23 protein-coding genes, 3 tRNA genes and 1 pseudogene are annotated in these 26954 nt (G+C 50.2%); 17 read left to right on the plus strand and 10 right to left on the minus strand.

What is annotated here, in order from left to right; all coding sequences use genetic code 11:
• Nucleotides 1–192 precede the first annotated feature (192 nt).
• Nucleotides 193–277, minus strand: a tRNA-Leu gene (locus O3681_RS00140).
• Nucleotides 278–438: 161 nt separating this feature from the next.
• Here O3681_RS00140 and O3681_RS00145 point away from each other — a divergent pair.
• The 4 genes from O3681_RS00145 to O3681_RS00160 all read left to right on the plus strand — a co-directional run bounded on the left by O3681_RS00145 (nt 439) and on the right by O3681_RS00160 (nt 2001).
• On the plus strand, nt 439–1104 hold the full coding sequence (locus tag O3681_RS00145) for a hypothetical protein (RefSeq protein ID WP_070583857.1): 666 nt from the start codon (nt 439–441) through the stop codon (nt 1102–1104).
• The gene (gene ribA, locus O3681_RS00150; RefSeq protein ID WP_293195736.1) at nt 1097–1690 is read left to right on the plus strand and encodes a GTP cyclohydrolase II; all 594 of its coding nucleotides are present in this window, start codon (nt 1097–1099) and stop codon (nt 1688–1690) included. Before O3681_RS00145 ends, ribA begins: the two co-directional genes overlap by 8 nt.
• A 125-nt stretch (nt 1691–1815) precedes the next feature.
• Nucleotides 1816–1891, plus strand: a tRNA-Val gene (locus O3681_RS00155).
• 33 nt (nt 1892–1924) lie between these two features.
• Nucleotides 1925–2001, plus strand: a tRNA-Asp gene (locus tag O3681_RS00160).
• A gap of 190 nt (nt 2002–2191) precedes the next feature.
• Here O3681_RS00160 and parE read toward each other — a convergent pair.
• Nucleotides 2192–4177, minus strand: a complete 1986-nt coding sequence (gene parE / locus O3681_RS00165; protein ID WP_070583358.1) for a DNA topoisomerase IV subunit B — start codon at nt 4175–4177, stop codon at nt 2192–2194.
• A 68-nt stretch (nt 4178–4245) separates the two neighbouring features.
• The gene (locus O3681_RS00170) at nt 4246–4782 is read right to left on the minus strand and encodes an RNA pyrophosphohydrolase (protein WP_004520487.1); all 537 of its coding nucleotides are present in this window, start codon (nt 4780–4782) and stop codon (nt 4246–4248) included.
• A gap of 328 nt (nt 4783–5110) precedes the next feature.
• On the opposite strand from O3681_RS00170, the gene O3681_RS00175 reads away from it, so the two are divergent.
• The 3 genes from O3681_RS00175 (at nt 5111) to O3681_RS00185 (ending at nt 8001) form a co-directional block, all read left to right on the plus strand.
• A complete protein-coding gene (locus tag O3681_RS00175; RefSeq protein WP_371459006.1) occupies nt 5111–6250 on the plus strand; it encodes a polyamine ABC transporter substrate-binding protein in 1140 nt (379 codons plus the stop codon).
• Between the two features lie 107 nt (nt 6251–6357).
• On the plus strand, nt 6358–6630 hold the full coding sequence (locus tag O3681_RS00180) for an ACT domain-containing protein (RefSeq protein ID WP_003680574.1): 273 nt from the start codon (nt 6358–6360) through the stop codon (nt 6628–6630).
• 15 nt (nt 6631–6645) lie between these two features.
• The gene (locus O3681_RS00185) at nt 6646–8001 is read left to right on the plus strand and encodes a PFL family protein (RefSeq protein WP_036493871.1); all 1356 of its coding nucleotides are present in this window, start codon (nt 6646–6648) and stop codon (nt 7999–8001) included.
• A gap of 67 nt (nt 8002–8068) precedes the next feature.
• Here the strand turns inward: O3681_RS00185 and O3681_RS00190 are convergent, their stop codons facing one another.
• On the minus strand, nt 8069–9598 hold the full coding sequence (locus tag O3681_RS00190; RefSeq protein WP_371459007.1) for a helicase HerA-like domain-containing protein: 1530 nt from the start codon (nt 9596–9598) through the stop codon (nt 8069–8071).
• A gap of 240 nt (nt 9599–9838) precedes the next feature.
• On the opposite strand from O3681_RS00190, the gene O3681_RS00195 reads away from it, so the two are divergent.
• The 3 genes and pseudogenes from O3681_RS00195 to O3681_RS00205 all read left to right on the plus strand — a co-directional run.
• Nucleotides 9839–11068 (plus strand): multidrug effflux MFS transporter, encoded by a 1230-nt coding sequence (locus tag O3681_RS00195; RefSeq protein ID WP_371459008.1) that lies wholly within the window; start codon nt 9839–9841, stop codon nt 11066–11068.
• 61 nt (nt 11069–11129) lie between these two features.
• The gene (murI, locus tag O3681_RS00200) at nt 11130–11939 is read left to right on the plus strand and encodes a glutamate racemase (protein WP_049331752.1); all 810 of its coding nucleotides are present in this window, start codon (nt 11130–11132) and stop codon (nt 11937–11939) included.
• Between the two features lie 11 nt (nt 11940–11950).
• Nucleotides 11951–12142 (plus strand): annotated as a pseudogene (locus O3681_RS00205) (UvrB/UvrC motif-containing protein); the annotation flags it as partial.
• A 67-nt stretch (nt 12143–12209) separates the two neighbouring features.
• Here O3681_RS00205 and O3681_RS00210 read toward each other — a convergent pair.
• On the minus strand, nt 12210–12461 hold the full coding sequence (locus O3681_RS00210; protein ID WP_063068896.1) for a helix-turn-helix domain-containing protein: 252 nt from the start codon (nt 12459–12461) through the stop codon (nt 12210–12212).
• 66 nt (nt 12462–12527) lie between these two features.
• Between O3681_RS00210 and O3681_RS00215 the strand changes: the two genes are divergently transcribed.
• The 3 genes from O3681_RS00215 to O3681_RS00225 are packed head-to-tail and all read left to right on the plus strand — an operon-like array spanning nt 12528 to nt 13172.
• Complete coding sequence (locus O3681_RS00215) at nt 12528–12842, plus strand: hypothetical protein (protein ID WP_198341516.1); 315 nt, start codon at nt 12528–12530, stop codon at nt 12840–12842.
• Complete coding sequence (locus tag O3681_RS00220; RefSeq protein WP_157686116.1) at nt 12814–13032, plus strand: hypothetical protein; 219 nt, start codon at nt 12814–12816, stop codon at nt 13030–13032. Before O3681_RS00215 ends, O3681_RS00220 begins: the two co-directional genes overlap by 29 nt.
• 2 nt (nt 13033–13034) lie before the next feature.
• On the plus strand, nt 13035–13172 hold the full coding sequence (locus O3681_RS00225) for a hypothetical protein (protein ID WP_157686115.1): 138 nt from the start codon (nt 13035–13037) through the stop codon (nt 13170–13172).
• Between the two features lie 254 nt (nt 13173–13426).
• On the opposite strand, the gene O3681_RS00230 is transcribed toward O3681_RS00225, so the two are convergent.
• The 4 genes from O3681_RS00230 to O3681_RS00245 form a co-directional block, all read right to left on the minus strand.
• Nucleotides 13427–13576 (minus strand): hypothetical protein, encoded by a 150-nt coding sequence (locus O3681_RS00230; protein ID WP_157686114.1) that lies wholly within the window; start codon nt 13574–13576, stop codon nt 13427–13429.
• Between the two features lie 105 nt (nt 13577–13681).
• The gene (gene pgmB / locus O3681_RS00235; protein ID WP_371459009.1) at nt 13682–14347 is read right to left on the minus strand and encodes a beta-phosphoglucomutase; all 666 of its coding nucleotides are present in this window, start codon (nt 14345–14347) and stop codon (nt 13682–13684) included.
• 12 nt (nt 14348–14359) lie between these two features.
• Complete coding sequence (locus O3681_RS00240; RefSeq protein ID WP_371459010.1) at nt 14360–16618, minus strand: glycoside hydrolase family 65 protein; 2259 nt, start codon at nt 16616–16618, stop codon at nt 14360–14362.
• Nucleotides 16619–16692: 74 nt separating this feature from the next.
• Nucleotides 16693–18045 (minus strand): SLC45 family MFS transporter, encoded by a 1353-nt coding sequence (locus tag O3681_RS00245; protein ID WP_070588154.1) that lies wholly within the window; start codon nt 18043–18045, stop codon nt 16693–16695.
• 341 nt (nt 18046–18386) lie between these two features.
• Between O3681_RS00245 and ettA the strand changes: the two genes are divergently transcribed.
• A complete protein-coding gene (gene ettA, locus O3681_RS00250) occupies nt 18387–20063 on the plus strand; it encodes an energy-dependent translational throttle protein EttA (protein ID WP_070711984.1) in 1677 nt (558 codons plus the stop codon).
• A gap of 65 nt (nt 20064–20128) precedes the next feature.
• Here the strand turns inward: ettA and O3681_RS00255 are convergent, their stop codons facing one another.
• Nucleotides 20129–20764: a TetR family transcriptional regulator gene (locus tag O3681_RS00255; RefSeq protein ID WP_070583340.1), complete on the minus strand. Its 636-nt coding sequence runs from the start codon at nt 20762–20764 to the stop codon at nt 20129–20131.
• A gap of 225 nt (nt 20765–20989) precedes the next feature.
• On the opposite strand from O3681_RS00255, the gene O3681_RS00260 reads away from it, so the two are divergent.
• Genes O3681_RS00260 through O3681_RS00270 form a run of 3 tightly spaced genes read left to right on the plus strand, consistent with a single transcriptional unit; the run spans nt 20990 to nt 26945 of the window.
• On the plus strand, nt 20990–22258 hold the full coding sequence (locus O3681_RS00260) for an efflux RND transporter periplasmic adaptor subunit (protein WP_107831883.1): 1269 nt from the start codon (nt 20990–20992) through the stop codon (nt 22256–22258).
• An 11-nt stretch (nt 22259–22269) separates the two neighbouring features.
• On the plus strand, nt 22270–25482 hold the full coding sequence (locus O3681_RS00265) for an efflux RND transporter permease subunit (protein ID WP_070503823.1): 3213 nt from the start codon (nt 22270–22272) through the stop codon (nt 25480–25482).
• Nucleotides 25483–25538: 56 nt separating this feature from the next.
• A complete protein-coding gene (locus tag O3681_RS00270) occupies nt 25539–26945 on the plus strand; it encodes an efflux transporter outer membrane subunit (protein ID WP_371459011.1) in 1407 nt (468 codons plus the stop codon).
• The last annotated feature ends 9 nt before the right edge of the window (nt 26946–26954 follow it).

Genomic DNA, 26954 nt, shown 5'->3' on the forward strand with positions numbered 1-26954 from the left:
GGTATGCTTTACAGTGGTTTTGGCTGTCCCCTGAATCATACCCACATTTTGTGCTTTACTCAATTAAATGGTATTGGGGGTATTTAGACACTTGGCAAGGGGTATATTGGCCTGAAAGCCTTGCCAGTATTGAATCTTGATTACTATGTTAGATTTGATTAGACGAAAAAAAAGCCCCTAAAAGGGGTTGGGTGGTGCGGACGGAGAGACTCGAACTCTCACACCTCGCGGCGCCAGAACCTAAATCTGGTGCGTCTACCAATTTCGCCACGTCCGCACTAATTTGAACCGTGGATTATACACAAGATTAATGGGGGCGCAAAGTCTTGTTTGCTTGAATTTTTCGGTTTATCCCTTATATAATGATTTATTCCGGCCGTCTGAAAGCAGGGTTTGTTTTCAGACGGCCTCAACTTTACTATTGGTGAGGAAGGGCAGATGCCTGCTTTATTGATTAAAGATTTTTTGCAGACGCAAGGTTTGAAGTTGCCTGCGGATGAGATACATGTTGCTTATTTGACTGCCCAGGCTGTGATTAAAATGGGCAATGCTTCTGTTGAGCGTTCGATTTTGTGGCCGTCTGAAGACGGTTGGCAGTTGGCAGATTATGTTGATGCCGAACATGAATTGTTGCTGAAACAGATTTTTATGGCTTTGGATTCGGTTGCCGAGCGCACCGAGCATTTGAAAAGTGCAGCGGTTTATACAGCGTTTCCGAAAGATGGCGCGTTGTCGCTGGTTCGACTGAGCCGTTGGGGCGTACCGTTGGAAAATGTGATTCCAATCGACGAGCAGGCCGGACAGGCTTTTTTGGCTGTGCGTACGGCGCAAAGCGGTTGGATGAATGTTTGTCAGAATGTGGCGTATTGGCAGGAAATTGGTGAATTGTCGGCCGAACGCAATCATCTCGGCTTGAGTCAGATTTCTGTTCCTGTCTGTATGCCCAGCGGTGCGGTTTTGGGTGTAGTGCATGCTGAGTTTGATATCAAAGACGGCGCGCCTGACGAAGTATTGGTGGCTTGGATTGCCCTTGCTTTGGCTCTGTCGGATTCTTTGAAAAATCTGTTGAGTGTGGCTGAAAGCGAGGAAGCGGAAAATGAGTAACGCGTTGAAGTTTGTCGCGTCATGCCGTTTGCCTACGGAATGGGGCGAATTTACCATGCACGGCTTTGAAGAAGAGAGCGGTCAGGAACATGTCGCATTGACGATGGGTGATGTTTCAGACGGCCTGCCTGTGTTGTCGCGTATTCATTCTGAGTGCTTGACCGGTGATGCTTTATTTTCAGTGAAATGTGATTGCGGCCCTCAGCTTCAAGCGGCGATGCAAGCCATTCAGAAAGAAGGGCGTGGCGTTATCGTATATTTGCGCCAAGAAGGCAGGGGCATTGGTTTGATAAACAAAATCCGTGCTTATCGTCTGCAAGATCAGGGCTTGGATACGGTTGAAGCCAATGTAGCGCTCGGCCTTCCTGTTGATGCGCGCGACTTCACTTTAGCCAAGCAGATTTATGATTATCTGCATATTCGTGAGGTCAGATTGTTGACCAATAATCCTGAAAAAATCCAAACGTTGAAAGATTCCGGTATTAATGTGGTCGAACGGATTGCATTGCATGTCGGCGAAAATGTGGAAAATGAGCGTTATCTGCATACTAAAGCGGATAAATTGGGACATTTGATTTTCGATTGATGGATAGGCATAACGGTAATTTTTGCGGTTAAATAAAATATTCTATATTCTTTCAATGGGATATATTTTTATTTAAATAAAAACCTTGCGCATGGCCTAATTTTTTGATTTAATGACGGCTTATCGGGTGATTAGCTCAGTTGGTAGAGCGTCTGCCTTACAAGCAGAATGTCGGCGGTTCGACTCCGTCATCACCCACCAAGTTTCTTTTTCATTGTCTTTGACAGTGGATGCGCGGTGGTAGCTCAGTTGGTTAGAGTACCGGCCTGTCACGCCGGGGGTCGCGGGTTCGAGCCCCGTCCGCCGCGCCATTATTTAAAAAGCGCTGATTATATCAGTGCTTTTTTATTTGTCTTAAAGACACAATTAAGTTGCGAAAATAGAAACAGGTAAGTAACAGGATATTGAAATACTGTTTAATCTTAATTTCTGATGATTTTAAAAAAGGCCGTTTGAAATTTTTAAAGTTTCAGACGGCCTTTAGTCTATTGAAACAATAGATTAGATATCCAATTCTGCCGTATCGCCCTCTTTTTCCATCCATGCGCGGCGGGCGGCGGCTTCGCCTTTGCCCATCAGTTTGACGAAGATGTCGCGTGTTTCGTCATCCGCGCCTTCGGGGATTTGTACCTGCAACAGGCGGCGGGTGTCGGGGTGCATGGTGGTGTCTTTGAGCTGGTCGGGGTTCATCTCGCCCAAGCCTTTGAAACGGCTGATGGAATAAGCAGTTTCTTTAACACCTTCTTTTTGTAATCGCTCCAAAATGCTGTCGAGTTCGTTTTGGTCGAGGGCGTAGAATTTGCGGGCAGGTTTGCTTTTGCCTTGTGCGTTGACATCGACGCGGAACAGCGGCGGCTGGGCGACGTAGATGTGTCCGTCGTCGACCAGTTTCGGGAAGTGGCGGTAGAACAGGGTCAGCAGCAAAACTTGAATATGAGAGCCGTCCACGTCGGCATCGGACAAGATGGCGATTTTGCCGTAGCGCAGGCCGCTTAAATCGGGATTGTCGTTGATGCCGTGCGGATCGACGCCGATGGCGACGGAAATGTCGTGGATTTCGGCGTTGCCGAAAAGCTGGTCGGGGTGGACTTCGAAGCTGTTGAGTACTTTGCCACGCAGGGGCAGGATGGCCTGCGTGGCTTTGTCGCGGGCGAGTTTGGCGGAGCCGCCGGCGGAATCGCCTTCAACGAGGAAGAGTTCGTTTTCGCGGATGTCTTCGCTTTCGCAGTCGGTCAGTTTGCCGGGCAGGACGGCGACGCCGCTGCCTTTTTTCTTTTCGATTTTCTTAACCGAACGCATCCGCGCCTGTGCCTGACGGATGGCGAGTTCGGCGATTTTTTTGCCGAAGTCCACGTTTTGGTTCAGCCACAATTCCAAAGGGTCGCCCGATACGGCGGCAACGAGTTTCAACGCGTCGCGGTTGGTCAGTTTGTCTTTGGTCTGACCTTGGAACTGCGGGTCGAGGACACGGGCGGAGAGGACGAAGGCGGTTTTGCCGAACACGTCGTCGCTTTGTATTTTTACGCCGCGCGGTAGGAGGTTGTGCAGATTGATGAAATTGTTGACGGCGTTGAACACGGCTTGTTTCAAGCCTGCTTCGTGCGTGCCGCCTAGCGGGGTGGGAATGAGGTTGACATAGCTTTCGTTGGCACACGAGCCTTCTTCCAGCCAAGTCAGGGCAAACGCAGCACCTTCGCCGATACTGAAATCGCCGTTGTGGCCGTCTGAAATGTAGTTTTCGCAAGAGAAGATAGGCACAGCTTCTTGCGCATCGGCAATCAGGTCGGTCAGATAGCTTTTCAGGCCGTCCGGGTAGTGCCAAGTTTGGGTGTATGCTTCGTCTTCGCCTTTAACCGGACGGGTTAGGGAAACGCGTACACCTGGCAATAAGACGGCTTTGGCGCGCAGCAGGCGTTCGAGTTCGGGAATGCTGTAATTCGGACTTTCAAAATATTTGCCGTCCGGCCATACGCGCACTTCGGTGCCGCTGTCTTTGACGGCGCATTTGCCCACTTCAGTCAATGGCTCAATGACGTCGCCACCGGAAAAGACGATGCGGTGGACTTTGCCTTCGCGTTTGACCGTTACTTCAAGGCGGGTGGAAAGGGCGTTAGTAACAGATACGCCGACACCGTGCAGACCACCTGAAAAGGCATAGGCGCTGCCGCCGTCTTTTTTGTTGAACTTGCCGCCTGCGTGCAGACGGGTAAACACGAGTTCGACTACGGGTACGCCTTCTTCGGGGTGCAGGCCGACGGGAATGCCGCGGCCGTTATCACGGACGGAAAGCGAACCGTCTTCATGAATTTGTACGTCAATTTCAGTAGCGAAACCACCCAACGCCTCGTCCGCCGCGTTATCAATCACTTCCTGACAGATATGGGTCGGGCTGTCGGTACGGGTGTACATGCCGGGACGTTCTTTGACCGGCTCCAAGCCTTTGAGGACGGTAATGCTGGATTCGCTGTATTGATTGTTTTTAGCCATAGGAATAATGTAAAGGCCGTCTGAAAGGATGAAAAACAACGCTTTCAGACGGCCTGAAAGCGTTTGGGTTATAGGTTTTCTATTGGATTGCGCCGGATAAAGTCTTCATAGCTTTCTATGCCGCGCAAGAAACGGGAGAGTTCGGTCAATGCATCCAAATACACGCCGCGCTTGAAATCGATGACTTCGTCAACCGGAGCCCAGTATTGGTGCCAGCGCCAGCCGTCAAATTCAGGATGATGGCAGGCGCGGAGGTTGACGTCGCTGTCGCGGCCGACCAAACGCAAAAGATACCAAATCTGTTTTTGTCCGCGATACGAACCGCGCCATTCGCGGCGCACCCAGTGGCTGGGAACGTCATAACGCAACCAGTCGCGCGTACGGCCAACGATTTTGATGTGTTGCGGCAACAGGCCGACTTCTTCGTACAATTCGCGGTACATGGCGGTCTCAGGGCTTTCGCCCGGCTTGATGCCGCCTTGCGGAAACTGCCATGAATGTTCGCGTACGCGTTTGCCCCAAAAGACTTCGTTACGCTCGTTAATCAGGATAATACCGACATTGGGGCGATAGCCTTCTCTGTCTAACACGGTGTCGCCCTTCATTAAATTCAATCGTGCAATTTTCCCACAAATTGGGCGGTTTTGACAAATCTTGAGGCCGTCTGAATAAGCCCACAGTTTTTTCCAGACGGCATGAAACCGTTTCTGAAAAAATGTTGTTTATGAATAAAACCATAGCTTCAGGCCGTCTGAAAAGGGAGAATTTTTTCTGCTTTAAGGTCTTGCATTCAAAAGCTTTTTGCCGTTTAATGCAAACCTTGCTGAATCAAGGGCAAAGGACACATGCCGGCCGCCCCCACAGTTTCCCTTTTGTAAGTGGCATCTGCCACCGCTGCAATATTTTTACCCCCCGAACAAAAGGTCTGAAACCATGAAAAAATCTTTGATGGCGGCGGCAATCTTGAGCCTCGTCTTGACTGCGTGTAGCGGCGGACAAGGAACCGCCGCAGAATCTTCCGCATCTCAAACTTCCTCTTCCCAAACCGATAAACTCAATATCTACAACTGGTCGGATTATGTCGATCCTGCCACGTTGTCTGCGTTTGAAAAAAATACGAATATCAACGTCCGCTACGATTACTACGATAGCAACGAAGCGCTGGAAGCCAAGCTGCTGACCGGCAAGTCGGGTTATGACCTGGTTGCGCCTTCTATTGCCAATGTCGGTCGTCAGATTAAAGCCGGCGCGTATCAAAAAATCGACAAATCGCAAATTCCCAATTACGCCAATATCGATCCCGATTTGTTGAAAATGATGGAAACCGTCGATCCGGGCAACGAATATGCCGTCCCTTATTTCTGGGGCATCAATACGCTGGCGATCAACAAACAGCAGGTTCAAAAGGCTTTGGGTACGGATAAGCTGCCTGAAAACGAATGGGATTTGGTGTTTAACCCTGAATACACCCAAAAATTGAAATTCTGCGGCATCAGCTATTTCGACAGCGCCATCGAGCAGATTCCTTTGGCTTTGCATTATTTGGGCAAAGATCCGAACAGCGAAAACCCTGACGACATCAAAGCCGCCGTCGATATGATGAAAAAAGTGCGTCCCGACATCAAACGCTTTACCTCGTCGGGCTATATCGACGATATGGCTGCCGGTAATCTTTGTGTATCGGTAGGCTACGGCGGCGACCTCAATATTGCCAAAACCCGTGCCAAAGAAGCCGGAAACGGCGTCGAAGTCGAAGTATTGGCGCCGAAAAGCGGCGTCGGTATTTGGGTGGATTCGCTGATGATTCCGCGTGATGCGCAAAATGTGGCCAATGCACACAAATACATCAATCACACGCTCAATCCGGAAACAGCGGCCAAAAACGGCAACTATGTGACTTATGCTCCGGCCAGCCGTCCGGCGCGTGATTTGATGGATGAAAAATATACCTCTGACGAATCGATTTTCCCAAGTAAAGAATTGATGGAAAAAAGTTTCATTGTCTCTCCCAAATCAACCGATGCGAGCAAACTCAGCGTTCGCCTGTGGCAGGCTTTAAAAGCAGGGCGATAATTAAAATTGAAATTTGAATACTCAGGCCGTCTGAAACAGTTTTTCAGACGGCCTGAGTGTTATAATTGTCAACACTTTTCAAATATCCTATGAGGAGAAACAGCGTTATGAACAATTCAGTCATCACCGTCATCGGTAAAGACCGTGTGGGCATTGTGTACGACGTTTCCAAAATTTTAGCGGAAAACCAAATCAATATTCTCAACATCAGCCAACAGCTGATGGATGATTTTTTTACCATGATTATTTTGGTGGATACTTCAAAATGCACCAAATCGCGTCAAGAGGTTTTGGATTTGTTTGCGGAAGAGAGCAAAAAACTTGCGCTTGATATCCGTATGCAAAACGAAGAAATTTTCCAAGCCATGCACCGTATTTAAGTCGGAGGAAGAGCCATGAGTATTCAATCCGGCGAGATTTTAGAAACCGTCAAAATGGTGGCCGACCAGAATTTTGACGTGCGCACCATTACCATCGGCATTGATTTGCACGACTGCATCAGCAGCGATATCAATGTATTGAACCAAAACATTTACAACAAAATTACCACAGTCGGCAAAGACTTGGTGGCAACGGCAAAATATCTGTCTGCCAAATACGGTGTACCGATTGTGAATCAGCGCATTTCCGTTACGCCGATTGCCCAAATCGCCGCGGCCACCCATGCTGATTCTTACGTCAGCGTGGCGCAAACTTTGGATAAGGCTGCCAAAGCGATAGGCGTGTCTTTTATTGGCGGCTTTTCCGCGTTGGTGCAAAAAGGTATGTCGCCTTCGGATGAGGTGTTGATTCGTTCCATTCCCGAAGCGATGAAGACTACCGATATCGTGTGCAGCTCCATCAATATCGGCAGCACGCGTGCCGGTATCAATATGGATGCAGTTAAGCTGGCAGGCGAAACCATCAAACGCACGGCTGAAATCACGCCCGAAGGTTTCGGCTGCGCCAAAATCGTCGTGTTCTGCAATGCAGTGGAAGACAACCCATTTATGGCGGGCGCGTTTCACGGTTCGGGCGAAGCGGATGCCGTTATCAATGTCGGCGTTTCCGGCCCGGGTGTCGTAAAAGCCGCGTTGGAAAATTCAGATGCAACGACGTTGACCGAAGTTGCGGAAGTAGTGAAGAAAACTGCTTTCAAAATTACCCGCGTGGGCGAACTTATCGGCCGCGAAGCCTCAAAAATGCTGAATATCCCGTTTGGTATTCTCGATTTATCGTTGGCACCAACCCCCGCCGTCGGCGACTCGGTGGCACGCATTCTTGAAGAGATGGGTTTGAGCGTCTGCGGTACGCACGGTACGACAGCGGCATTGGCCTTGCTGAATGATGCCGTGAAAAAAGGCGGCATGATGGCTTCCAGTGCGGTCGGCGGTTTGAGCGGTGCGTTTATCCCTGTTTCGGAAGACGAGGGCATGATTGCGGCTGCTGAAGCCGGTGTGCTGACACTGGACAAACTCGAAGCCATGACCGCTGTCTGCTCCGTTGGTTTGGACATGATTGCCGTTCCCGGCGATACGCCTGCTCATACCATTTCCGGCATCATTGCTGACGAAGCCGCCATCGGCATGATCAACAGCAAAACCACTGCCGTGCGCATTATTCCGGTAACCGGCAAAACCGTCGGCGACAGCGTCGAGTTCGGCGGCTTGTTGGGCTACGCGCCTGTTATGCCGGTCAAAGAAGGTTCGTGCGAAGTGTTCGTCAACCGAGGCGGCAGAATCCCGGCTCCGGTTCAATCGATGAAAAACTGATTGGGTTGATGAATAAAAAGGCCGTCTGAAATTGATTTTCAGACGGCCTTTTATATTTTCAGGCTGATTATTTGAACATATTTTTAATAATGCCCATCACGCTGCGGGAAATGGCGTTGGTTACTTGGCGGTTGATTTGGCTGCCGATGGCGTCGGCAACGTTGTAGCCCAAACCTTGGCCGGATTTTTTGCGTCCGCCGCTCAAGCCGCCGATCAGTCCGCCGAGGATGCCGGGATCGGCATTGGCAGCTTCTTTTTCTGCAGCTTTTTGCGCTTTTTCCTGCTCTTTGGCGGCATTTGTGGCTTCTTTTTCAGCGGCAGCCTGGCTGTCTGCTTCGGCCAATGCTTCAAAAGCGGAGTAGTTGTCCACCATGTCTTTGTAGGTTGGATACAAATCGTCGTTTTGGAACAAGCGGTTGCGTTCCTCTGCGGTAAGCGGGGTCAGGGCGGATTGCGGCGGCAGAATGAGGGCGCGTTCTACCGGCTCGGGCATACCTTTTTCATCAAGGAAGGAAACGAGGGCTTCGCCGACGCCGAGTTCGGCAATCGCGTCGGCAACTTTGATGTTGGGGTTGCTGCGGAAGGTTTCGGCAGCGGCTTTGACTGCTTTTTGGTCGCGCGGTGTAAAGGCACGCAGGGCGTGTTGTACGCGGTTACCCAGTTGGCCGAGAATGGTATCGGGTAAGTCGAGCGGGTTTTGGGTGACGAAATATACGCCCACGCCTTTGGAGCGGATCAGGCGCACAACTTGTTCGATTTGTTCGACCAGTGCATTGGCGGCATTGTCGAACATCAAATGCGCTTCGTCGAAGAACATCACGAATTTCGGTTTGTCCAAATCGCCGACTTCGGGCAGGGTTTCAAACAATTCTGCCAGCATCCACAGCAAAAACGCGCTGTACATACGCGGCGAGCGCATCAGTTTTTCGGAGTTAAGGATATTGATGATGCCTTTGCCGTTGTCGGTTTGCATCCAGTCTTGCAGGTTGAGGGAAGGTTCTCCGAAGAATTTTTCTGCGCCTTCGTTTTCCAAAGTCAGCAGTTGGCGTTGAATCGCGCCAATACTGGCGGCGGAGACGTTGCCGTATTGTGTGCGGTATTCCGAAGCGTGGTCGGAAACGTGTTTCAGCATGCTGCGCAGGTCTTTCAAGTCCAAAATGTGCCAGCCTCTGTCATCGGCAACTTTGAACACGAGGTTGAGCAGGCCTTCTTGCGTGTCGTTCAGATTCATCAGGCGGGCCAAAAGCATAGGGCCCATTTCTGAAACGGTTACGCGTACGGGAATACCGGTTTCGCCGTAAACATCCCAAAAGCGTACGGGGAAATTTTGCAGCCATTGTTCGCCCAAATTAAACTCGGCGATGCGTTCGCCCACTTTGCCGCTGGCAGTACCCGCTTGCGCGATGCCCGACAAATCGCCTTTGACATCGACCAAGAATACAGGGACGCCTTCGCTGCTGAAGGCTTCCGCCATGCGGCGCAGAGTAACGGTTTTACCCGTACCGGTCGCGCCGGCGATCAAGCCGTGGCGGTTGGCCATTTTGCCTTGGATTTCGAGCGTTTTCCCGTCGGCACGCGCAATTTGAAATGTAGTCATGATTATTCCTTAGAATCCGTGATGTGAAACAATTTGTTGTCTTAAAAAACAAGCATTTTAACGTTTGCGGCAAGGGGATTCAACCAAGCAAAGTTTCAGACGGCCTTAAGTTTTGCAAAGGTTTTTTTGCAGTGATTGGACAAGGTTGAAATCTGCTATAATTCCATCCAATCCGCAACCGTCTGACAAGGCGGTTGTTTTCTTTGTTTTTTGAATTTTTTTACGAAAGCGAAAGTCGGAATGACTGCACAACAAGCCCCTTTGGGCGAAAAAACCATGGCCGTGCTGATGGCGATGTTGGTCGCGCTGATGCCGTTTTCTGTCGATGCCTATCTGCCTGCGATTCCCGAAATGGCGAAGTCGCTGGGTTCGGACATCCACCGCATCGAGCAAAGCCTGAGCTTTTTTATGTTTGGCGTGGCGTTTGGTCAGGTAGTTGGTGGGTCGATTTCGGATATTAAAGGCCGCAAACCTGTCGCCTTGGTGGGCTTGAGCATTTACTTTGCCGCCGTTATCGGTTTGACGATGGTGAATAATGTCGAGCAGCTGCTGAACTTGCGTGCCGTGCAGGCGTTTGGCGCGGGGATGACCGTGGTGATTTCCGGCGCGATGGTGCGCGATTATTATTCCGGACGCAAAGCCGCGCAGATGTTTGCCTTAATCGGCATTATTCTGATGATTGTGCCGCTGATGGCGCCAATGATTGGTGCAGGCTTGCAGAATTTGGGCGGCTGGCGCATGATTTTCGGCTTTCTGGCCTGCTATTCGCTGCTGCTTTGGGGTTTGATGTGGTATTTCCTGCCCAAGCCGCACCAAAAAGGCAAAATCAGCATGGATGTGTTCGGCGTGGTGGCAGGCAGGTTTAAACGCGTTTTGAGGACGCGCGCCGCGATGGGCTATTTGTTTTTCCAAGCTTTCAGTTTCGGTTCGATGTTTGCCTTTTTGACCGAATCGTCGTTCGTGTACCAACAACTGTATCATGTTTCACCAAACCAATATGCTTGGATATTTGCGCTCAATATCATTACCATGATGTCGTTTAACCGCGTTACCGCATGGCGTTTGAAAACCGGTACGCATCCGCAAAACATCCTCAAATGGGGCATTATCGTCCAATTTGCCGCCAATCTGCTGATGACGGTTTTGGTGTTGTCGCTGTCTCTGCCGCCTTTGTGGGCTTTGGTGCTGTGCGTGATGTTTTCAGTTGGTACGCAAGGCTTGGTCGGTGCGAACACTCAGGCCTGCTTTATGAGCTATTTTAGCGCAGAGGGCGGCAGCGCAAATGCGGTTTTAGGCGTGTTCCAATCCCTCATCGGCGCATCGGTCGGCATGGCAACGACTTGGCTGCATAATGGTTCTGCCTTGGTGATGGCCGGTATGATGTTGAGTTCGACTATATGCGGTATCGTGCTGTTGTGGATTTGCTCGCATCAGGCTTGGATGGAAAACGATAAAAAAGAATATGTTTAACCTTCAGGCCGTCTGAAAAACGGTTTCAGACGGCCTCAACTTTATAGTGAAGAAATTAACCATGAGTACCAGCAAACAACGCCCCATCGGCGTATTCGATTCCGGCGTCGGCGGCTTGACCAACGTCCGCGCCCTGATGGAACGCCTGCCGATGGAAAACATCATCTATTTCGGCGATACCGCACGCGTTCCCTACGGCACCAAATCCCGCGCTACCATTGAAACCTTCGCCATGCAGATTGTCGATTTCCTGCTGGAAAACGATGTCAAAGCACTCGTCATCGCGTGCAACACCATCGCCGCCGTTGCCGGACAAAAAATCCGCCAAAAAGCAGGCAATATGCCCGTATTGGACGTTATCTCAGCCGGTGCGGAAGCCGCTTTGCAAACCACCAAAAACAACCGAATCGGCATTATCGCGACCAATACCACCGTCAACAGCAATGCCTACGCGCGCGCCATCCATTCGAAAAACAACGACACGCTGGTGCGCACACAAGCCGCGCCCCTGCTTGTGCCATTGGTAGAAGAGGGCTGGCTCGATCACGAAGTCACCCGCCTGACCGTGCGCGAATACCTGAAGCCGCTCTTGGCCGACGACATCGACACGCTGGTGTTGGGTTGTACCCATTTCCCACTGCTCAAACCGCTTATCGGCCGCGAAGCGCAAAACGTCACCTTGGTCGATTCCGCCATCACCACCGCCGAAGCCACCGCCAAAGCCTTAGCGCAAGCAGGTTTGCTGAATACAGAAAACGACAACCCGGATTACCGCTTCTACGTCAGCGACATCCCACTGCGTTTCCGCACTATAGGCGAACGCTTCTTGGGTAGAAGTATGGAACAGATTGAGATGGTAACATTGGGTTGATGGGTGATATTAAAGGCCGTCTGAAAGGTAAGAACAAGGTTAAAGTCGGCGAAATTCACAATGAAGAAGATGCCTTGGAATAAATTGCGAAATTGGAAAGAGCCATGCAGCAGGCTGCTAGAGATTTGCAGTTTGAAGAGGCGGCTGTGTTGAGGGATAGGATTAGGGGGATTAAGGAAGGGTTGTTGTTTGGGAGTGAATGAAACAATAAAACAGCCATTTGTGCGACTGGTCATTTTTTATGATTAAAAGCACTGTGTTTAAAATATTTTATTCTTCGACATGGCTTATCGCATTCTTGGATAAGAGATGCTCTAAGGGTAATTCCAAAGCGTCTGCAATCCGCCCCATAACATCAATAGAAACAGCTCTGTTTCCACGTTCAACCTCGCAGATGTATGCACGGCTAACTTGAGCTTCAAAAGCGAGAGCCTCTTGGGAAATTTCTTTCAAGCGACGTATCTTCCGCATATTTTGGGCAAAAATCAGACGGTACGGATGTATTTCATTGTTTATGTCCATTTATTCAGTATGGAAAGATACTGAATTTTAAACAATTTACGATAGGAAGAAATTAGTCAACTATAGTTGATATTTTTAAAAAAATTGTATAAGATAACTACATCATGGTTGAATTATTGCCATGACGGTTTAGTTAAAAATAACAAGTTTTGGAAGGTTATTATGTCTGAAGAAAATGCAAAAGTTGCGGGTAGTGTCTCAGGTGTGGGTACCGCTGCGGGCATAGGGGCTGCCGCTTCAACAATGAGTGCATCAGCCATAACAGGTACATTGGCAACTATCGGTGGCGGAAGTATGGCAGTTGGTATCGGTATTGTTGCCGCTGCTCCATTGGCAGTTGGAGCAATAACTTATGGATTATATTCGCTATTTGATGATTGAAGAAACAATAAAGGTAAAATTACAAATGAGTTTTTTAAAGAAACTACTTGGTTCCGCCACTAAGGGGGTTGTTAATGGCGTAATTAGTTATGGTAAAAACAAAGCTGATGGTAGCCATGACCACCGCTACAATATAGGCAGTGATAGAACACCTGCCCAACAATCAGGTGATAAGAAACGGAGGAAATAATCATGAAATATCGTGTATTCAATCCGAAACTCTTAAACTGGCGTGGTTATCAAGGCTCTTGCGAATACTGCGGTGATATGCATTACGATAGCGAATATTGTGATACTTGCGGTATGCCGCCGTGCAGATGTATGTGCTGATTAACAAGCCGTAACAAGCAAGCGTAGGTTGGGTCAAGACCCAACAAAACTGTTAAATTTCACAGAGTGTTGGATTTTCAACCCAACCTACATTTTGCTCAAGTGGCACATAATAAAAAGGTCGTCTGAAAACCGTGAATCCATTTTCAGACGACCTTTGTTTCATTCCAAACAACAAATATAATAGCTTAAAGGCTGTTTTCTTCCTGTTGGTTCAAGACCCAACGAAATCCATTTTAAAAAGAACCCTCCCATCATGACCTATCCACAAGCAAGCCGTAGCCTGCATCTCCACCAACCGCGTGCGTGGCTGTGCCACACACTTTACCTGCGGCGGCACAAACTTTAAAACCGAGGTGTAGGGTGTGTGCGGTACGCACGCACGCGTTGTCTGTCGTTCTCACCACTGTTTCAAACTTTCAGAAGACCTCAAACGTCGTCTGGAAACTTTTAGAATAAAGGCCGTCTGAAATCCAGTTTTCAGACGGCCTTTTTACTTCCTTAGTATTTTACCTGCCCGACTGTGCCCACACGTTTTGCAGGTAGGCGTAGGTCAGCTCGGCGGTGCCGGACACCAGCGCGATGTCGCTGCCTAAGTCTTCAGCTTTGCCCACGCCGATGGGCAAGGCGCCGGCTGCTTTAATGGCGGCGACACCTGCGGCGGCGTCTTCAATGCCGATGCAGTGGCGGATGTCCGCGCCCACGCCCTCGGCGGCGGCGAGGAAGATGTCGGGGGCGGGTTTGGAATGCGCGACGGCGGCAGGGTCGGCAATGGCGTCGAAGAAGTGGGTCAGCCCCATGCGTTCGAGCAGGAACGGGCCGTTTTTACTGGCGGACGCGAGGGCGATTTTTTTGCCGTTTGCTTTCAATGTTTCCAGCAGGGGCAAAATGCCGGGGTACACGTCTTCGGGTTTGACTGCTTGAATCATCTCAACGTAGTTGTCGTTTTTGCGGCGGGTCAGTTCGGCGAACTCGGCTTCGCTGACGGTTTTACCGCCGTGTGCGAGGATGCGTTTGAGCGAATCGTCGCGCGATACGCCTTTGAGCTGCTCGTTAAACTTGCGGTCGATGCTGATGCCTAGTTCTTCGGCAAGCTTTTTCCATGCGCGGTAGTGGTATTCGGCGGTGTCGGTAATGACGCCGTCGAGGTCAAATAGGACAGCGGTGAAAGTCATTTTGTGCCCTCCTTATTTTTCCAACGCGACAGTGTGGCTGCCGTTGAGCGTGATGTCTTTGCCGTACACCTGCAAATCGAGCGGCTCGCCTTTGAGCAGGGTGAAGACGACGTTTTCTTTGCCGACGGCGACTTTAATCAGACGGCCGCGGTAGTTGATATGGAAGGCGTAGCCTGTCCATGCGCTCGGCAGGAATGGTGCGAAGCTGAGTTTGCCGCCCCAGGTTTTCATTTGGGCGAAACCTTGGACGATGGCGAGCCACGAGCCGGTCATAGAAGTAATGTGCAGGCCGTCTTCGGTGTCGTTGTTGTAGTTGTCCAAGTCCAGGCGTGCGGTGCGCTGGTACATTTCCACGGCTTTTTCTTCTTTGCCCAGTTCGGCGGCAAGGATGGAGTGGATACATGGAGACAACGAGCTTTCATGCACGGTCATCGGTTCGTAGAAGTCGAAGTTGCGGCGTTTTTCGTCCATATTGAAACGGTCGCCGAAGAAATAGATGCCTTGCAAGACGTCTGCCTGTTTAATGAAAGGCGAACGCAAGATTTTGTCCCACGACCATTTCTGGTTGAGCGGCAAATCATCGGGCGAAAGCGCGGACACGGGACGGATATCTTTGTCGAGGAAACCGTCGTGCTGCACGAATACGCCGAGTTCTTCGTCATGAGGACGGTACATGTTGGCGCTGATGTCCGCCCATTTTTCCAATTCGGCAGCACTCACGTTCAAATCCGGACGCGGGTATTTCGCCAGGGCTTCGCGGGTGTAGTCCAATACCCATGCGGCGAGGGTGTTGGTGTACCAGTTGTTGTTGATGTTGTTTTCGTATTCGTTCGGGCCGGTTACGCCGTGAATCATGTATTTGCCGTTGCGTTTGGAGAAGTGGACGCGGTCCGCCCAGAAGCGGGACACTTCGACCAAGACTTCCAAGCCTTCTTTGGCAAGATAGCTTTCGTTGCCGGTGTAGTTGGTGTAGTTGTAGATGGCGTAAGGAATCGCGCCGTTGCGGTGGATTTCCTCGAAGGTGATTTCCCATTCGTTGTGGCATTCGATACCCGTAAACGTCACCATCGGATAGAGTGCGCCCGCCAAGCCCTGTTCGCGCGCGTTGTGCTGCGCTTGCGGCAGTTGGTTGCGGCGGTATTGCAGCAGGTTGCGGGTAACTTCGGGTTCCGCCAGTGCAAGGTACAGCGGCACGGCGTAGGCTTCGGTATCCCAATAGGTTGCGCCGCCGTATTTTTCGCCGGTAAAGCCTTTGGGGCCGATGTTCAGGCGCGCGTCTTCGCCGTAGTAGGTGGAGAACAGTTGGAACAGGTTGAAACGGATGCCTTGCTGCGCTTCGTCGCTGCCTTCGATGACCACGTCGGCGATTTCCCAACGGTGCAGCCAGCCTGCTTTGTGTGCGTCCAGCAAGGTTTCAAACGCAACGCCTGCGATTTTTTCCGATAAGGCGCGGCCTGCGGCTTTCACCGCTTCCAAGCCCTGATAATCGCGGCTGGTGGTAACAATCACACGTTTTTCAACGGTTTCGGGCGTGCTGCAGACTTCGGCTTCAAAAGAATTAGAGACCTGCCAGTCGGTTTGGCTGCCGCCGAGGGCTTTGAAGCTGCCGGCGAAGGTTTGCTCGGCGTTGACGATGAATTGTTCCACGCCGAAGGGATTGGCGACGGTTTGGGTGGCAATATGGGAGCGGTCGTCTGAAACGCCTTTGTCCAATACCTGCCAGAATTTTTCTTCGTAGTTGGAGTCTTCATTTTTCACGTCGGCGTCGATGATGGAATCGATGCGGACTTGGTGGGTTTTGCCGTCAACGGATACGGCTTCCCAGCGGATAACCGCCAGCTCTTTTTGCGCGACGGACAGGAATTTGCACACATCGAAACGCACGCCGAATACGGTGAACGAGCGGCGCAACACGCCGTGTTGCATATCGAGTTCGACGGAGAAGTCGGCAACGTCGTTTTTCGCCAAGTCCACCTCTTGTCCATCGACAAAGATTTTGACTTTGCTGAAATTAAGCGCGTTGATGGCTTTGCCGAAATATTTGGGATAGCCGTTTTTCCACCAGCCAACGCGGGTTTTGTCGGGAAACCACACGCCGGCGATGTAGGTGCCTAAGTGGCTGTCGGCGGAGTAGGTTTCTTCAAAGTTGCCGCGCATGCCCATATAGCCGTTGCCCAAACTGGTCAGGCTCTCTTGCAGCCGTTTGTGTTCTTTTTCCAGTTTTGCCGAACGCAGCGTCCAAGGGCTGATTTCCATGATTCTTGTATACATTTATGAAGCTCCTGTTATTAAAATTGTAAGTTCGGCAAAGGTTTCAGACGGCCTTTGCCGATGGTGTTGATGGATTATTCGCCGTGGGTCTCTTTAATCAGACATACTGAGAAGGCTCCCAGCAGCAAGACTGCGCCTGCAACCAAGAACATGGTTGCCTGATGGCTGCCCAGCATAGGGAAGAGGATAAAGCTCAGCAGAGAGGCGACGATCTGAGGCATACAGATAGAACCGTTAAACAGACCCAAATAAGTACCCATGTGTTTGCCGGAGAGGGCATTGGTTACAATCGTCAAAGGATAGGTAATGATACCGGCCCACGCAATACCGATTAAGGTATAAGACAACACTAGCGCGTATTGATTGCTGATGAAGAAAACGGAGAAGAAACCAAGTGCACCCAAAGCCAAGCAACCGAAATAACCGGCTTTATGGTATTTATTCGGTACTTTTGCCAGAATAAACGAGCAGATAACGGCAGCAATGGATTGTACCGCCGCCAAAACGCCGTACCAGTTGCCTGCTTCTTGGTAGCCTACGGAGGAGGCATCGGTTGTCTGCCAAACGTTTTCTGCAATCGCGCCTGCCGAGTAAGTCCACATATATTGGAAAGCGAACCAACAGAAGAATTGCACCAAAGTCACTGTCCAAAACGCTTTAGGTGCGGTTTTTAAGAGTTCGAACCAGTTGGCTTTTTCCTGATTTGCGGCTACGTCGATGCCGTGGTAGCGGGCGTAGGTTTCCGGATCATACTCTTTGACTTTGAAGATGGTGAACGCACTGGTAATAATCAGTAAGGCTGCGCCCACATAGAATGCTACGACCACGGTCTGCGGCACGACGCCTTTTTCGGCCGTGTTCGCCAAACCGATATACGCAAACACAAACGGCAGAATCGCCGCCACAACCGCGCCCGTATTCGCTAAGAAACTTTGAATCCCGTAGGCGTAGCTTTTCTGCTCCTCGTTGACCATGTCGCCGACCATCATTTTAAACGGCTGCATTGCCATATTGGAGGATACGTCCAACAGCGCAATCATCAGCGCGCCAAACGACAAAGCCGCCAAAGAAGCGTAGCCAAAACCGAAGCTGCCCGAGTTCGGCATCAGAATCATGACGATAACCGCAATCAGCGTACCGTAAAGCAGATAGGGAAGACGGCGGCCGCCCAAGCGCGGCATCCAAGTGCGGTCTGAGTAGTAGCCCACAATCGGTTGAACCAACATACCGGCCAATGGCGGCAGAATGAAAAACCAGCCCAAATTATGCGGGTCGGCGCCTAAAGTTTGAAAAATTCGGCTCATTTGTGAGCTTTGCAGGGTAAAGGCCGTCTGAACGCCGAGATAGCCGAAGCTCAGCATCCAAATCGTACTTTTTGCCAGTGACGGCAAACCTTGTTTTGCTGTTTTTTGCGTATTTTCCGACATGAGGTAAATCCTTTTTTTGAAAAGTATTTTTATTGAGAAATCTGAAAGGTTCCTTGGTGTGGTGTTCTCTGTCGTTATTGTTTGTGTGCGTACTTTCAAGGATATTAGGTGCATTTTATGAAGCGCGCCGGATATTGGCAATGCCAGTTCAAGGATAAACTGGCTTAAATCAAATTTTTTGTGGTTTGGCATTGATACCGTCGGGCAATAAGGGTATCGGTTCGGTGCGGTGTATATTTTGATGCTTATTTCTATTTTCAGACGGCATTTGAACAAGCAAGTATTGGGGCAATAGGTTAAAATGGGCCGTCTGAAATTTGTTTGACGGAAACGAGAAAACTATGTCCCAACAATACGTCTATTCTATGCTGCGCGTGAGCAAGGTTGTACCGCCGCAAAAAACCATTATTAAAGACATTTCCCTTTCATTTTTCCCCGGTGCAAAAATCGGTTTGCTCGGTTTGAACGGTGCGGGTAAATCTACTGTACTGCGGATTATGGCGGGTGTGGATAAGGAATTTGAGGGCGAAGCCGTGCCAATGGGCGGCATTAAAATCGGCTACCTGCCGCAAGAGCCCGAGCTTGATCCTGAGAAAACTGTGCGCGAGGAAGTGGAAAGCGGTTTGGGCGAAGTGGCTGCCGCGCAGAAACGCTTGGAAGAAGTGTATGCCGAGTACGCCAATCCCGATGCGGATTTTGATGCGTTGGCGGAAGAACAAGGCCGCTTGGAAGCGATTATTGCGGCGGGTTCGTCTACCGGCGGCGGTGCAGAGCACGAATTGGAAATCGCTGCCGACGCGCTGCGCCTGCCTGATTGGGATGCCCAAATCGGCAATTTGTCCGGCGGTGAAAAACGTCGCGTTGCTTTGTGCAAACTTTTGTTGAGCAAGCCCGATATGCTTTTGCTTGACGAGCCGACCAACCACTTGGACGCGGAATCTGTCGAATGGCTGGAGCAATTCTTGGTCCGCTTCCCCGGTACAGTCGTTGCGGTAACGCACGACCGCTACTTCCTCGACAACGCCGCCGAATGGATTTTGGAACTCGACCGCGGACACGGCATTCCGTGGAAAGGCAATTACTCGTCTTGGCTGGAGCAGAAAGAAAAACGTTTGGAAAACGAGGCGAAATCCGAAGCTGCGCGCGTGAAAGCGATGAAGCAGGAATTGGAATGGGTACGCCAAAATGCCAAAGGCCGCCAAGCCAAGTCCAAAGCGCGTCTGGCGCGTTTTGAAGAAATGAGCAACTACGAATACCAAAAACGCAACGAAACTCAGGAAATCTTTATCCCTGTTGCCGAACGTTTGGGTAACGAAGTAATTGAATTTGTGAACGTTTCCAAATCGTTCGGCGATAAAGTGCTGATTGACGATTTGAGCTTTAAAGTACCTGCGGGCGCGATTGTCGGCATCATCGGTCCGAACGGCGCGGGTAAATCTACGCTGTTTAAAATGATTTCAGGCAAAGAGCAGCCTGATTCCGGCGAAGTGAAAATCGGTCAAACCGTGAAAATGAGCTTGATCGACCAAAGCCGCGAAGGTTTGCAAAACGACAAAACCGTGTTCGACAACATCGCCGAAGGCCGCGATATTTTGCAGGTTGGTCAGTTTGAAATTCCAGCCCGCCAATATTTGGGACGCTTTAACTTCAAAGGCAGCGACCAAAGCAAAATTGCGGGGCAACTTTCCGGCGGCGAACGCGGCCGTCTGCACTTGGCAAAAACTTTGTTGAGCGGCGGTAATGTGTTGCTGTTGGACGAACCGTCCAACGATCTCGATGTGGAAACTCTGCGCGCGTTGGAAGACGCATTGTTGGAATTTGCCGGCAGCGTGATGGTGATTTCGCACGACCGCTGGTTCCTCGACCGTATCGCTACGCATATCTTGGCTTGTGAAGGCGACTCTAAATGGGTGTTCTTTGACGGCAACTATCAGGAATACGAAGCCGATAAGAAACGCCGTTTGGGTGAAGAGGGCGCAAAACCGAAACGTATCCGTTACAAACCGGTAACACGTTAAGCAGGTTTGAACCAAAAGGCCGTCTGAAACTTTTAATGTTTCAGACGGCCTTTTATTTTTGATGTTTATGATTGTTTTCTTAATTGCGGATGGTTTTCCAATGTATCAATGATGATTTCAATCATGCGTGGGGCAGTTTGTGCTAAATCGAAGCCTTGACCTGAAGAAAGCCAGCGCCAAATCAAGCCGTCTAATGAAGACTTGATGAAGATGACTGCCATATCGATATCCAAATTATCCGCCAACGCTTTTTGTTGTACCGCATCAGTCAGGACGGCAACGATTTTTTCACGCCATAATGATTGGTGTTTTTTAGCGATGGCAATGACCGCCTCGTTTTGCTCGGTGTGTTCGCATTTTAAAAACAAAATGCTGTGGAATTTGTAGCGAAGCTCGTTGTGTTGCAGGCGCTCGAAAAAACGGGTCAGGGTCAGTCGGAAGCTTGACCAAGCCTGTTCGTTATTGTTGTTCGAGTCTTCTTTTATGCAGCTTTCGATGTCGTCGCAAATCCGTTGGAACAAGGCGTCAAACAAATCTTCTTTGTTTTTGAAATGCCAATACAGCGCGCCGCGCGTTACGCCTGCGGCTTGGGCGATTTCGTTGAGCGAAGTGCGGGCAATGCCTTTCTGATAAAACGTATCTAATGCGGCAAGCATGAGATATTCTTTGGTTTTTAAAGCTTCGGTTTTGGTTCTTCTCATGGTTTTTTTGTAGGAAATGTAAATTTATGGTTCGGATTATAAAAAATTACTTCTGAACATGCAAGAATGTATGTATAATTTAATTCAATACTTGATAGTGTTTCTCAACACTATATAATCAGCCTATTTTTCATAAAAGCGGCAATTTCTGTTTGCGAAATATGAGATTAAAGTAATCAATTTTTAATTAGTCAAACCCTTATTTATCATAGAGATAGGAAAATTATGGCTCTTTATGCTTCTAAAATGATGCGTGTCGCGGCAATTGCAGCAGCTACTGCGTTGGCACTTTCCGCTTGCGGCAAAGGCGATGAAAAAGCAGCCGGCCAACAGGCGCAAGGCAGTCAGCAACAGCAAAAACAACCTGCACCTGAAGTCCGTGTGGTTACTGTGCATCCGGAAACCGTTGCATTGACAACCGAGTTGCCGGGCCGTCTGGAATCATTGCGTACTGCCGAAGTTCGCGCCCAAGTCGGCGGTATTTTGCAAAAACGCCTGTTCCAAGAGGGCAGCTATGTTCAAGCCGGTCAGCCTTTGTACCAAATCGACAGCTCAACTTATGAAGCAAATTTAGAAAGCGCACGCGCCCAGTTGGCAAGTGCGCAAGCTACTTTGGCTAAAGCGAATGCCGACTTAGCCCGCTATAAACCGCTGGTTGCCGCCGATGCCATCAGCCAACAAGAATATGATGCAGCCGTAACGGCCAAGCGTTCAGCAGAGGCAGGCGTCAAATCCGCTCAAGCAGCTATCAAATCTGCCGGTATCAGCCTGAACCGCTCCCGCATTACTGCGCCGATTTCCGGCTTTATCGGTCAATCTAAAGTTTCTGAAGGTACGCTGCTGAATTCCGGCGATACCACTGTTTTGGCAACCATCCAACAAACCAATCCGATGTATGTCAACGTTACCCAATCTGCGAGTGAGGTCATGAAACTGCGTCAACAGGTTGCCGAAGGCAAATTGTTGGCGGCAAACGGCGCGATTGCAGTGGATATCAAATTTGACGACGGTACGGTTTACCCTGAAAAAGGCCGTCTGCTGTTTGCAGATCCGACTGTCAACAAAACGACCGGTCAAATTACCTTGCGCGCCGCCATTCCTAACGACAGAAATATCTTGATGCCGGGCTTGTATGTGCGCGTATTGATGGAACAAGTGGCTGTGGATAATGCATTTGTAGTGCCGCAACAAGCAGTTACCCGCGGTTCGCAAGATACTGTGATGGTAGTGAATGACAAGAGCGAAATGGAAGCGCGTGTCGTGACCATTGCCCAACAGCAAGGTAGCAATTGGGTGATTACAGACGGCCTGAAAGACGGCGACAAAGTGATTGTTGAAGGCATCAGCATTGCCGCTATGTCGGGTGCTAAACAGGTAACGCCGAAAGAATGGACTCCGCCTGCAAGTGCTGCGGCAGCAACACCGGCAGTTTCAGACGGCCAGGCTGCATCCGAGGCCAAGCCTGAAGCTAAAGCTGCATCTGAAGCCAAATAAGGAACGCGTGAATGTCTAAGTTTTTTATTGACCGCCCCATCTTTGCATGGGTTATTGCGATTTTTATCATCGCAGCGGGTATTTTCGGTATTCAAAAACTGCCGATTTCCCAATATCCGTCCGTTGCTGCACCGACCATTACTTTGCGCGCTACTTATCCGGGCGCTTCTGCTCAGGTAATGGAAGACAGCGTACTGGCCGTTATCGAACGTAATATGTACGGTGTGGAAGGTTTGGACTATATGACGACTTCTGCCAATTCCAGCGGCAGCGGCAGCGTCAGTCTGACGTTTACACCGGAAACCAATGAAGATTTGGCGCAGGTAGACGTGCAGAACAAATTGTCGGAAGTGTTGTCCACATTGCCGTCTACCGTACAGCAATATGGTGTAACCGTATCTAAAGCGCGTTCCAACTTCTTGCAAGTGGTCATGCTTTCTTCTGAAAAGCAATCCATTGAGGAAATGAACGATTACGCCCAGCGCAATATCATTCCTGAACTGCAGCGTATCGACGGCGTAGGGCAGGTACAATTGTTTGGTGCGCAACGCGCCATGCGTATTTGGGTTGACCCGAAAAAACTGCAAAACTACAACCTGTCTTTTGCAACGGTAACCAACGCACTGGCTACTCAAAATATCCAAATTTCTGCAGGCTCTATCGGCTCTTTGCCGGCGGCTGCAGGTCAGACCATTTCAGCAACTGTGACGGCTCAAGGTCAGCTGAGCACTGCTGAAGAGTTTGGCAACATCATTTTGGTATCCAATACCGATGGTTCTAATGTCTATCTGAAAGACGTTGCCAAAGTCAGCTTGGGTATGCAGGACTATTCTACTTCCACACGTTTGAACGGCGTGAATACCACCGGTATGGCAGTGATGCTGTCCAACAGCGGTAACGCTTTGGCAACGGCGACTGCCGTGAAAGAAAAAATGGCAGTTTTGCAGAAGTATTTTCCAGACGGCATGAGCTGGAAAGTTCCTTACGATACTTCCAAATTTGTGGAAATTTCGATTGAGAAAGTGATCCATACGCTTTTGGAAGCCATCGTATTGGTATTCTTAGTGATGTATCTCTTCCTGCAAAACATCCGCTATACGCTGATTCCGACCATTGTTGTACCGATTTCCCTGTTGGGCGGTTTTGCCTTTATCTCATACATGGGTATGTCGATTAACGTATTGACCATGTTTGCGATGGTATTGGTGATCGGTATTGTGGTCGATGACGCGATTGTGGTCGTTGAAAACGTTGAGCGTATTATGGCGAGTGAAGGTCTGTCGCCTAAGGCTGCAACCAAAAAAGCGATGAGTCAGATTTCCGGCGCGGTGATCGGTATTACTGCCGTGTTGATGTCCGTATTTGTGCCGCTGGCAATGTTTAGCGGTGCAACCGGTAACATTTACAAACAGTTTGCCCTGACCATGGTGGCATCGATCGGCTTCTCCGCATTCCTTGCTTTGACGCTGACTCCGGCATTGTGTGCCACCATGCTCAAGCCGATTCAGAATGGTCATCACGAAGAGAAAAAAGGTTTCTTCGGTTGGTTTAACAAGAAATTCGACAACTGGACACACGGCTACGAAGGCTGGGTAGCCAAAGTCTTGCGCAAGACTTTGCGCATGATGGTTGTCTATATCGGTTTGACTGTTGTGGGCGTATTCCTGTTTATGCGTCTGCCGACTTCCTTCTTGCCGACTGAAGACCAAGGTAACTTGATGTTGAGCGTACAGCTGCCTGCCGGCGCGACCAAAGAGCGTACCGATGCAACTTTGGCTCAAATCACTCAACTGGCGAAATCTGTACCTGAGATCGAGAACATTGTTACCGTTTCCGGCTTTAGTTTTAGCGGTTCCGGCCAAAACATGGCTTTGGGCTTTGTCATTCTGAAAGACTGGAGCGAACGTACTGCTCCGGGCAGCGATGCGACTTCTATTTCCGGTAAGTTGACCGGCATGATGATGGCTACGCTGAAAGACGGTTTCGGTTTGGCGATTGTGCCTCCTGCCATTATGGAATTGGGTACAGGCTCCGGCTTGACGATTTACCTGCAAGACCGTAACAACAGCGGCCATGCTGCATTGTTGGCCAAGCGCAATGAGCTGATTGACAAAATGCGCAAAAGCGGTTTGTTTAACCCAAGTACCGTTCGTGCGAGCGGTTTGGAAGATGCGCCGCAGTTGAAAATCGACATCAATCGCTCTGCCGCAGCTGCACAAGGTATTTCGTTCTCTGACATCCGTACTGCTTTGGCTTCTTCTTTGGGTTCGTTTTATGTAAACGACTTCCCGAATCAAGGCCGTCTGCAACGCGTGATGGTACAAGCTGATGCGAGTGCCCGTATGCAGCCTGCCGATATTCTGAACTTGACCGTGCCGAATAAATCCGGTGTTGCCGTACCGCTTTCTACCATTGCTACTGTTTCTTGGGTAAACGGTATGGAACAAAGCGTCCGCTTCAATGGTTATCCTGCAATGGAGCTTTCCGGCTCGCCTGTTAATGGCGTGTCTTCCGGTCAAGCCATGGCTGCGGTACAGCAAATGGTTGATGAAATGGGCGGCGGTTACAGTTTGGAATGGGGCGGTCAGTCTCGTGAAGAGGCCAAAGGTAGCTCGCAAACAGTCATGTTGTACGCATTGGCCGCTGCCGCTGTATTCTTGGTATTGGCTGCTTTGTACGAAAGCTGGTCTATCCCGTTGGCGGTTATCCTTGTGATTCCGTTGGGCTTGATTGGCGCGGCATTGGGCGTGACCGGCCGCAACATGTTTGAAGCGCTGCTGGGCAGTATTCCGGCATACGCCAACGATATCTACTTCCAAGTCGGTTTCGTTACGGTGATGGGTTTGAGTGCGAAAAACGCGATTTTGATTATCGAATTTGCCAAAGACCTGCAAGCGCAAGGCAAGAGCGCGCTTGAAGCTGCGCTTGCCGCCGCACACCTGCGTTTCCGTCCGATTATCATGACCTCGTTCGCCTTCATCTTGGGCGTGGTACCGCTTTATGTTGCCAGCGGTGCCAGCTCCGCCAGCCAACGTGCGATTGGTACGACCGTGGTCTGGGGTATGTTGATCGGTACGATTCTGTCTGTGTTCCTTGTGCCTTTGTTCTATGTGGTTGTGCGCAAATTCTTTAAAGAAACCGCACACGAGCATGAGATGGCCGCCAAACACGCCGCTGAAGCCGGCATGATTGAAGACGGTAAACACGATTCAGACAAGTATTAAAGCAAAGGCCGTCTGAAAACTTTTCAGACGGCCTCAAAATGCTAAAGGATTCTAAAATGAAGAAGATTACATTCAAACCTGTACTGACCGCCGTTGCCGCCGCTGTGGCTTTGTCGGCCTGTACCATGATGCCGAAATATGAGCAGCCTCAAGTTGCCGTGGCCGATACGTTTAAATACGATACTGTTGACGACGGTATCCGTGCCGCTGAATTGGGTTGGCAAGATTACTTTGCCGATCCGCGCCTTCACCGTCTAATCGACATCGCATTGGAACGCAATACCGATTTGCGTACAGCCGCGCTGAATGCGGAAATCTACCGCAAGCAATATATGATTGCGCGTAATAATTTGTTGCCAACCGTCAATGCCAGCGGTACGGGTTCGCGTCAAGGCAGTTTGAGTGGCGGCAGCGTTAGCAGCCAATACAGCGTGGGTTTGGGCGCAGCCTCTTATGAGCTTGACCTCTTCGGCCGTGTCCGCAGTACCAGTGAAGCCGCGTTGCAAGGTTATTTCAATGTGGCTGCCAACCGCGATGCCGCCCATCTGACCCTGATTTCTACCGTTGCCAAAGCCTACTTCAACGAACGCTACGCCGAAGAAACCATGGCATTGGCACAACGCGTATTACAAACCCGTGAAGCGACTTACAAGCTCTCGCAATTACGCCATAAGGCCGGCGTGATTTCCGCCGTTGATTTGCGCCAACAGGAAGCCCTGATCGAATCAGCCAAAGCCGATTACGCATCTGCAGTGAAAAACCGCGAGCAAGCGCGCAATTCTTTGGCTATGTTGATTAATCAACCTTTGCCTGAAGACTTGCCTGCCGGTCTGCCTTTGAGCAAGCAGTTCAAAATGACCAAGCTGCCTGCCGGTTTGAGTTCGGACGTGTTGCTCAACCGTCCGGATATCCGTGCGGCTGAACACGCGCTCAAACAAGCCAATGCCAACATCGGTGCGGCACGTGCGGCGTTTTTCCCACGCATCAGCCTGACCGGTTCGGTCGGTACGGCTTCCGGCGAGTTGAGCAGCCTGTTTAAGAGCGGCACAGGTATTTGGGCTTTTGCACCGTCCATCACATTGCCTATCTTTGACTGGGGCACAAACAAAGCCAATCTTGACGTAGCCAAACTGCGCCAACAGGCACAAATCGTTGCTTATGAAGCCGCTGTTCAATCCGCATTCAAAGACGTTTCCAATGCGTTGGTTGCACGCGAACAGCTGGATAAAAGCTATGCCGCTTTGAGCAAACAAAGCCGTGCCTACAACGACAGCCTGCGCCTTATCAGCCTGCGCTACAAACATGGCGTATCCAGCGCATTGGATTTACTGGATGCCGAGCGCAGCAGTTATAGCGCGGATACTGCTCTTTTAGCCAATCAGCTGACCCGTCTGGAAAACCTTGCCGACTTGTATAAAGCACTTGGCGGCGGTTTGAAACGAGAAACCAAAGCTGCTGAATAAGTATTTTCC

Source organism: Neisseria sp. 27098_8_158, assembly GCF_041433145.1.
In the GTDB taxonomy this organism is placed as follows: domain Bacteria; phylum Pseudomonadota; class Gammaproteobacteria; order Burkholderiales; family Neisseriaceae; genus Neisseria; species Neisseria subflava_E.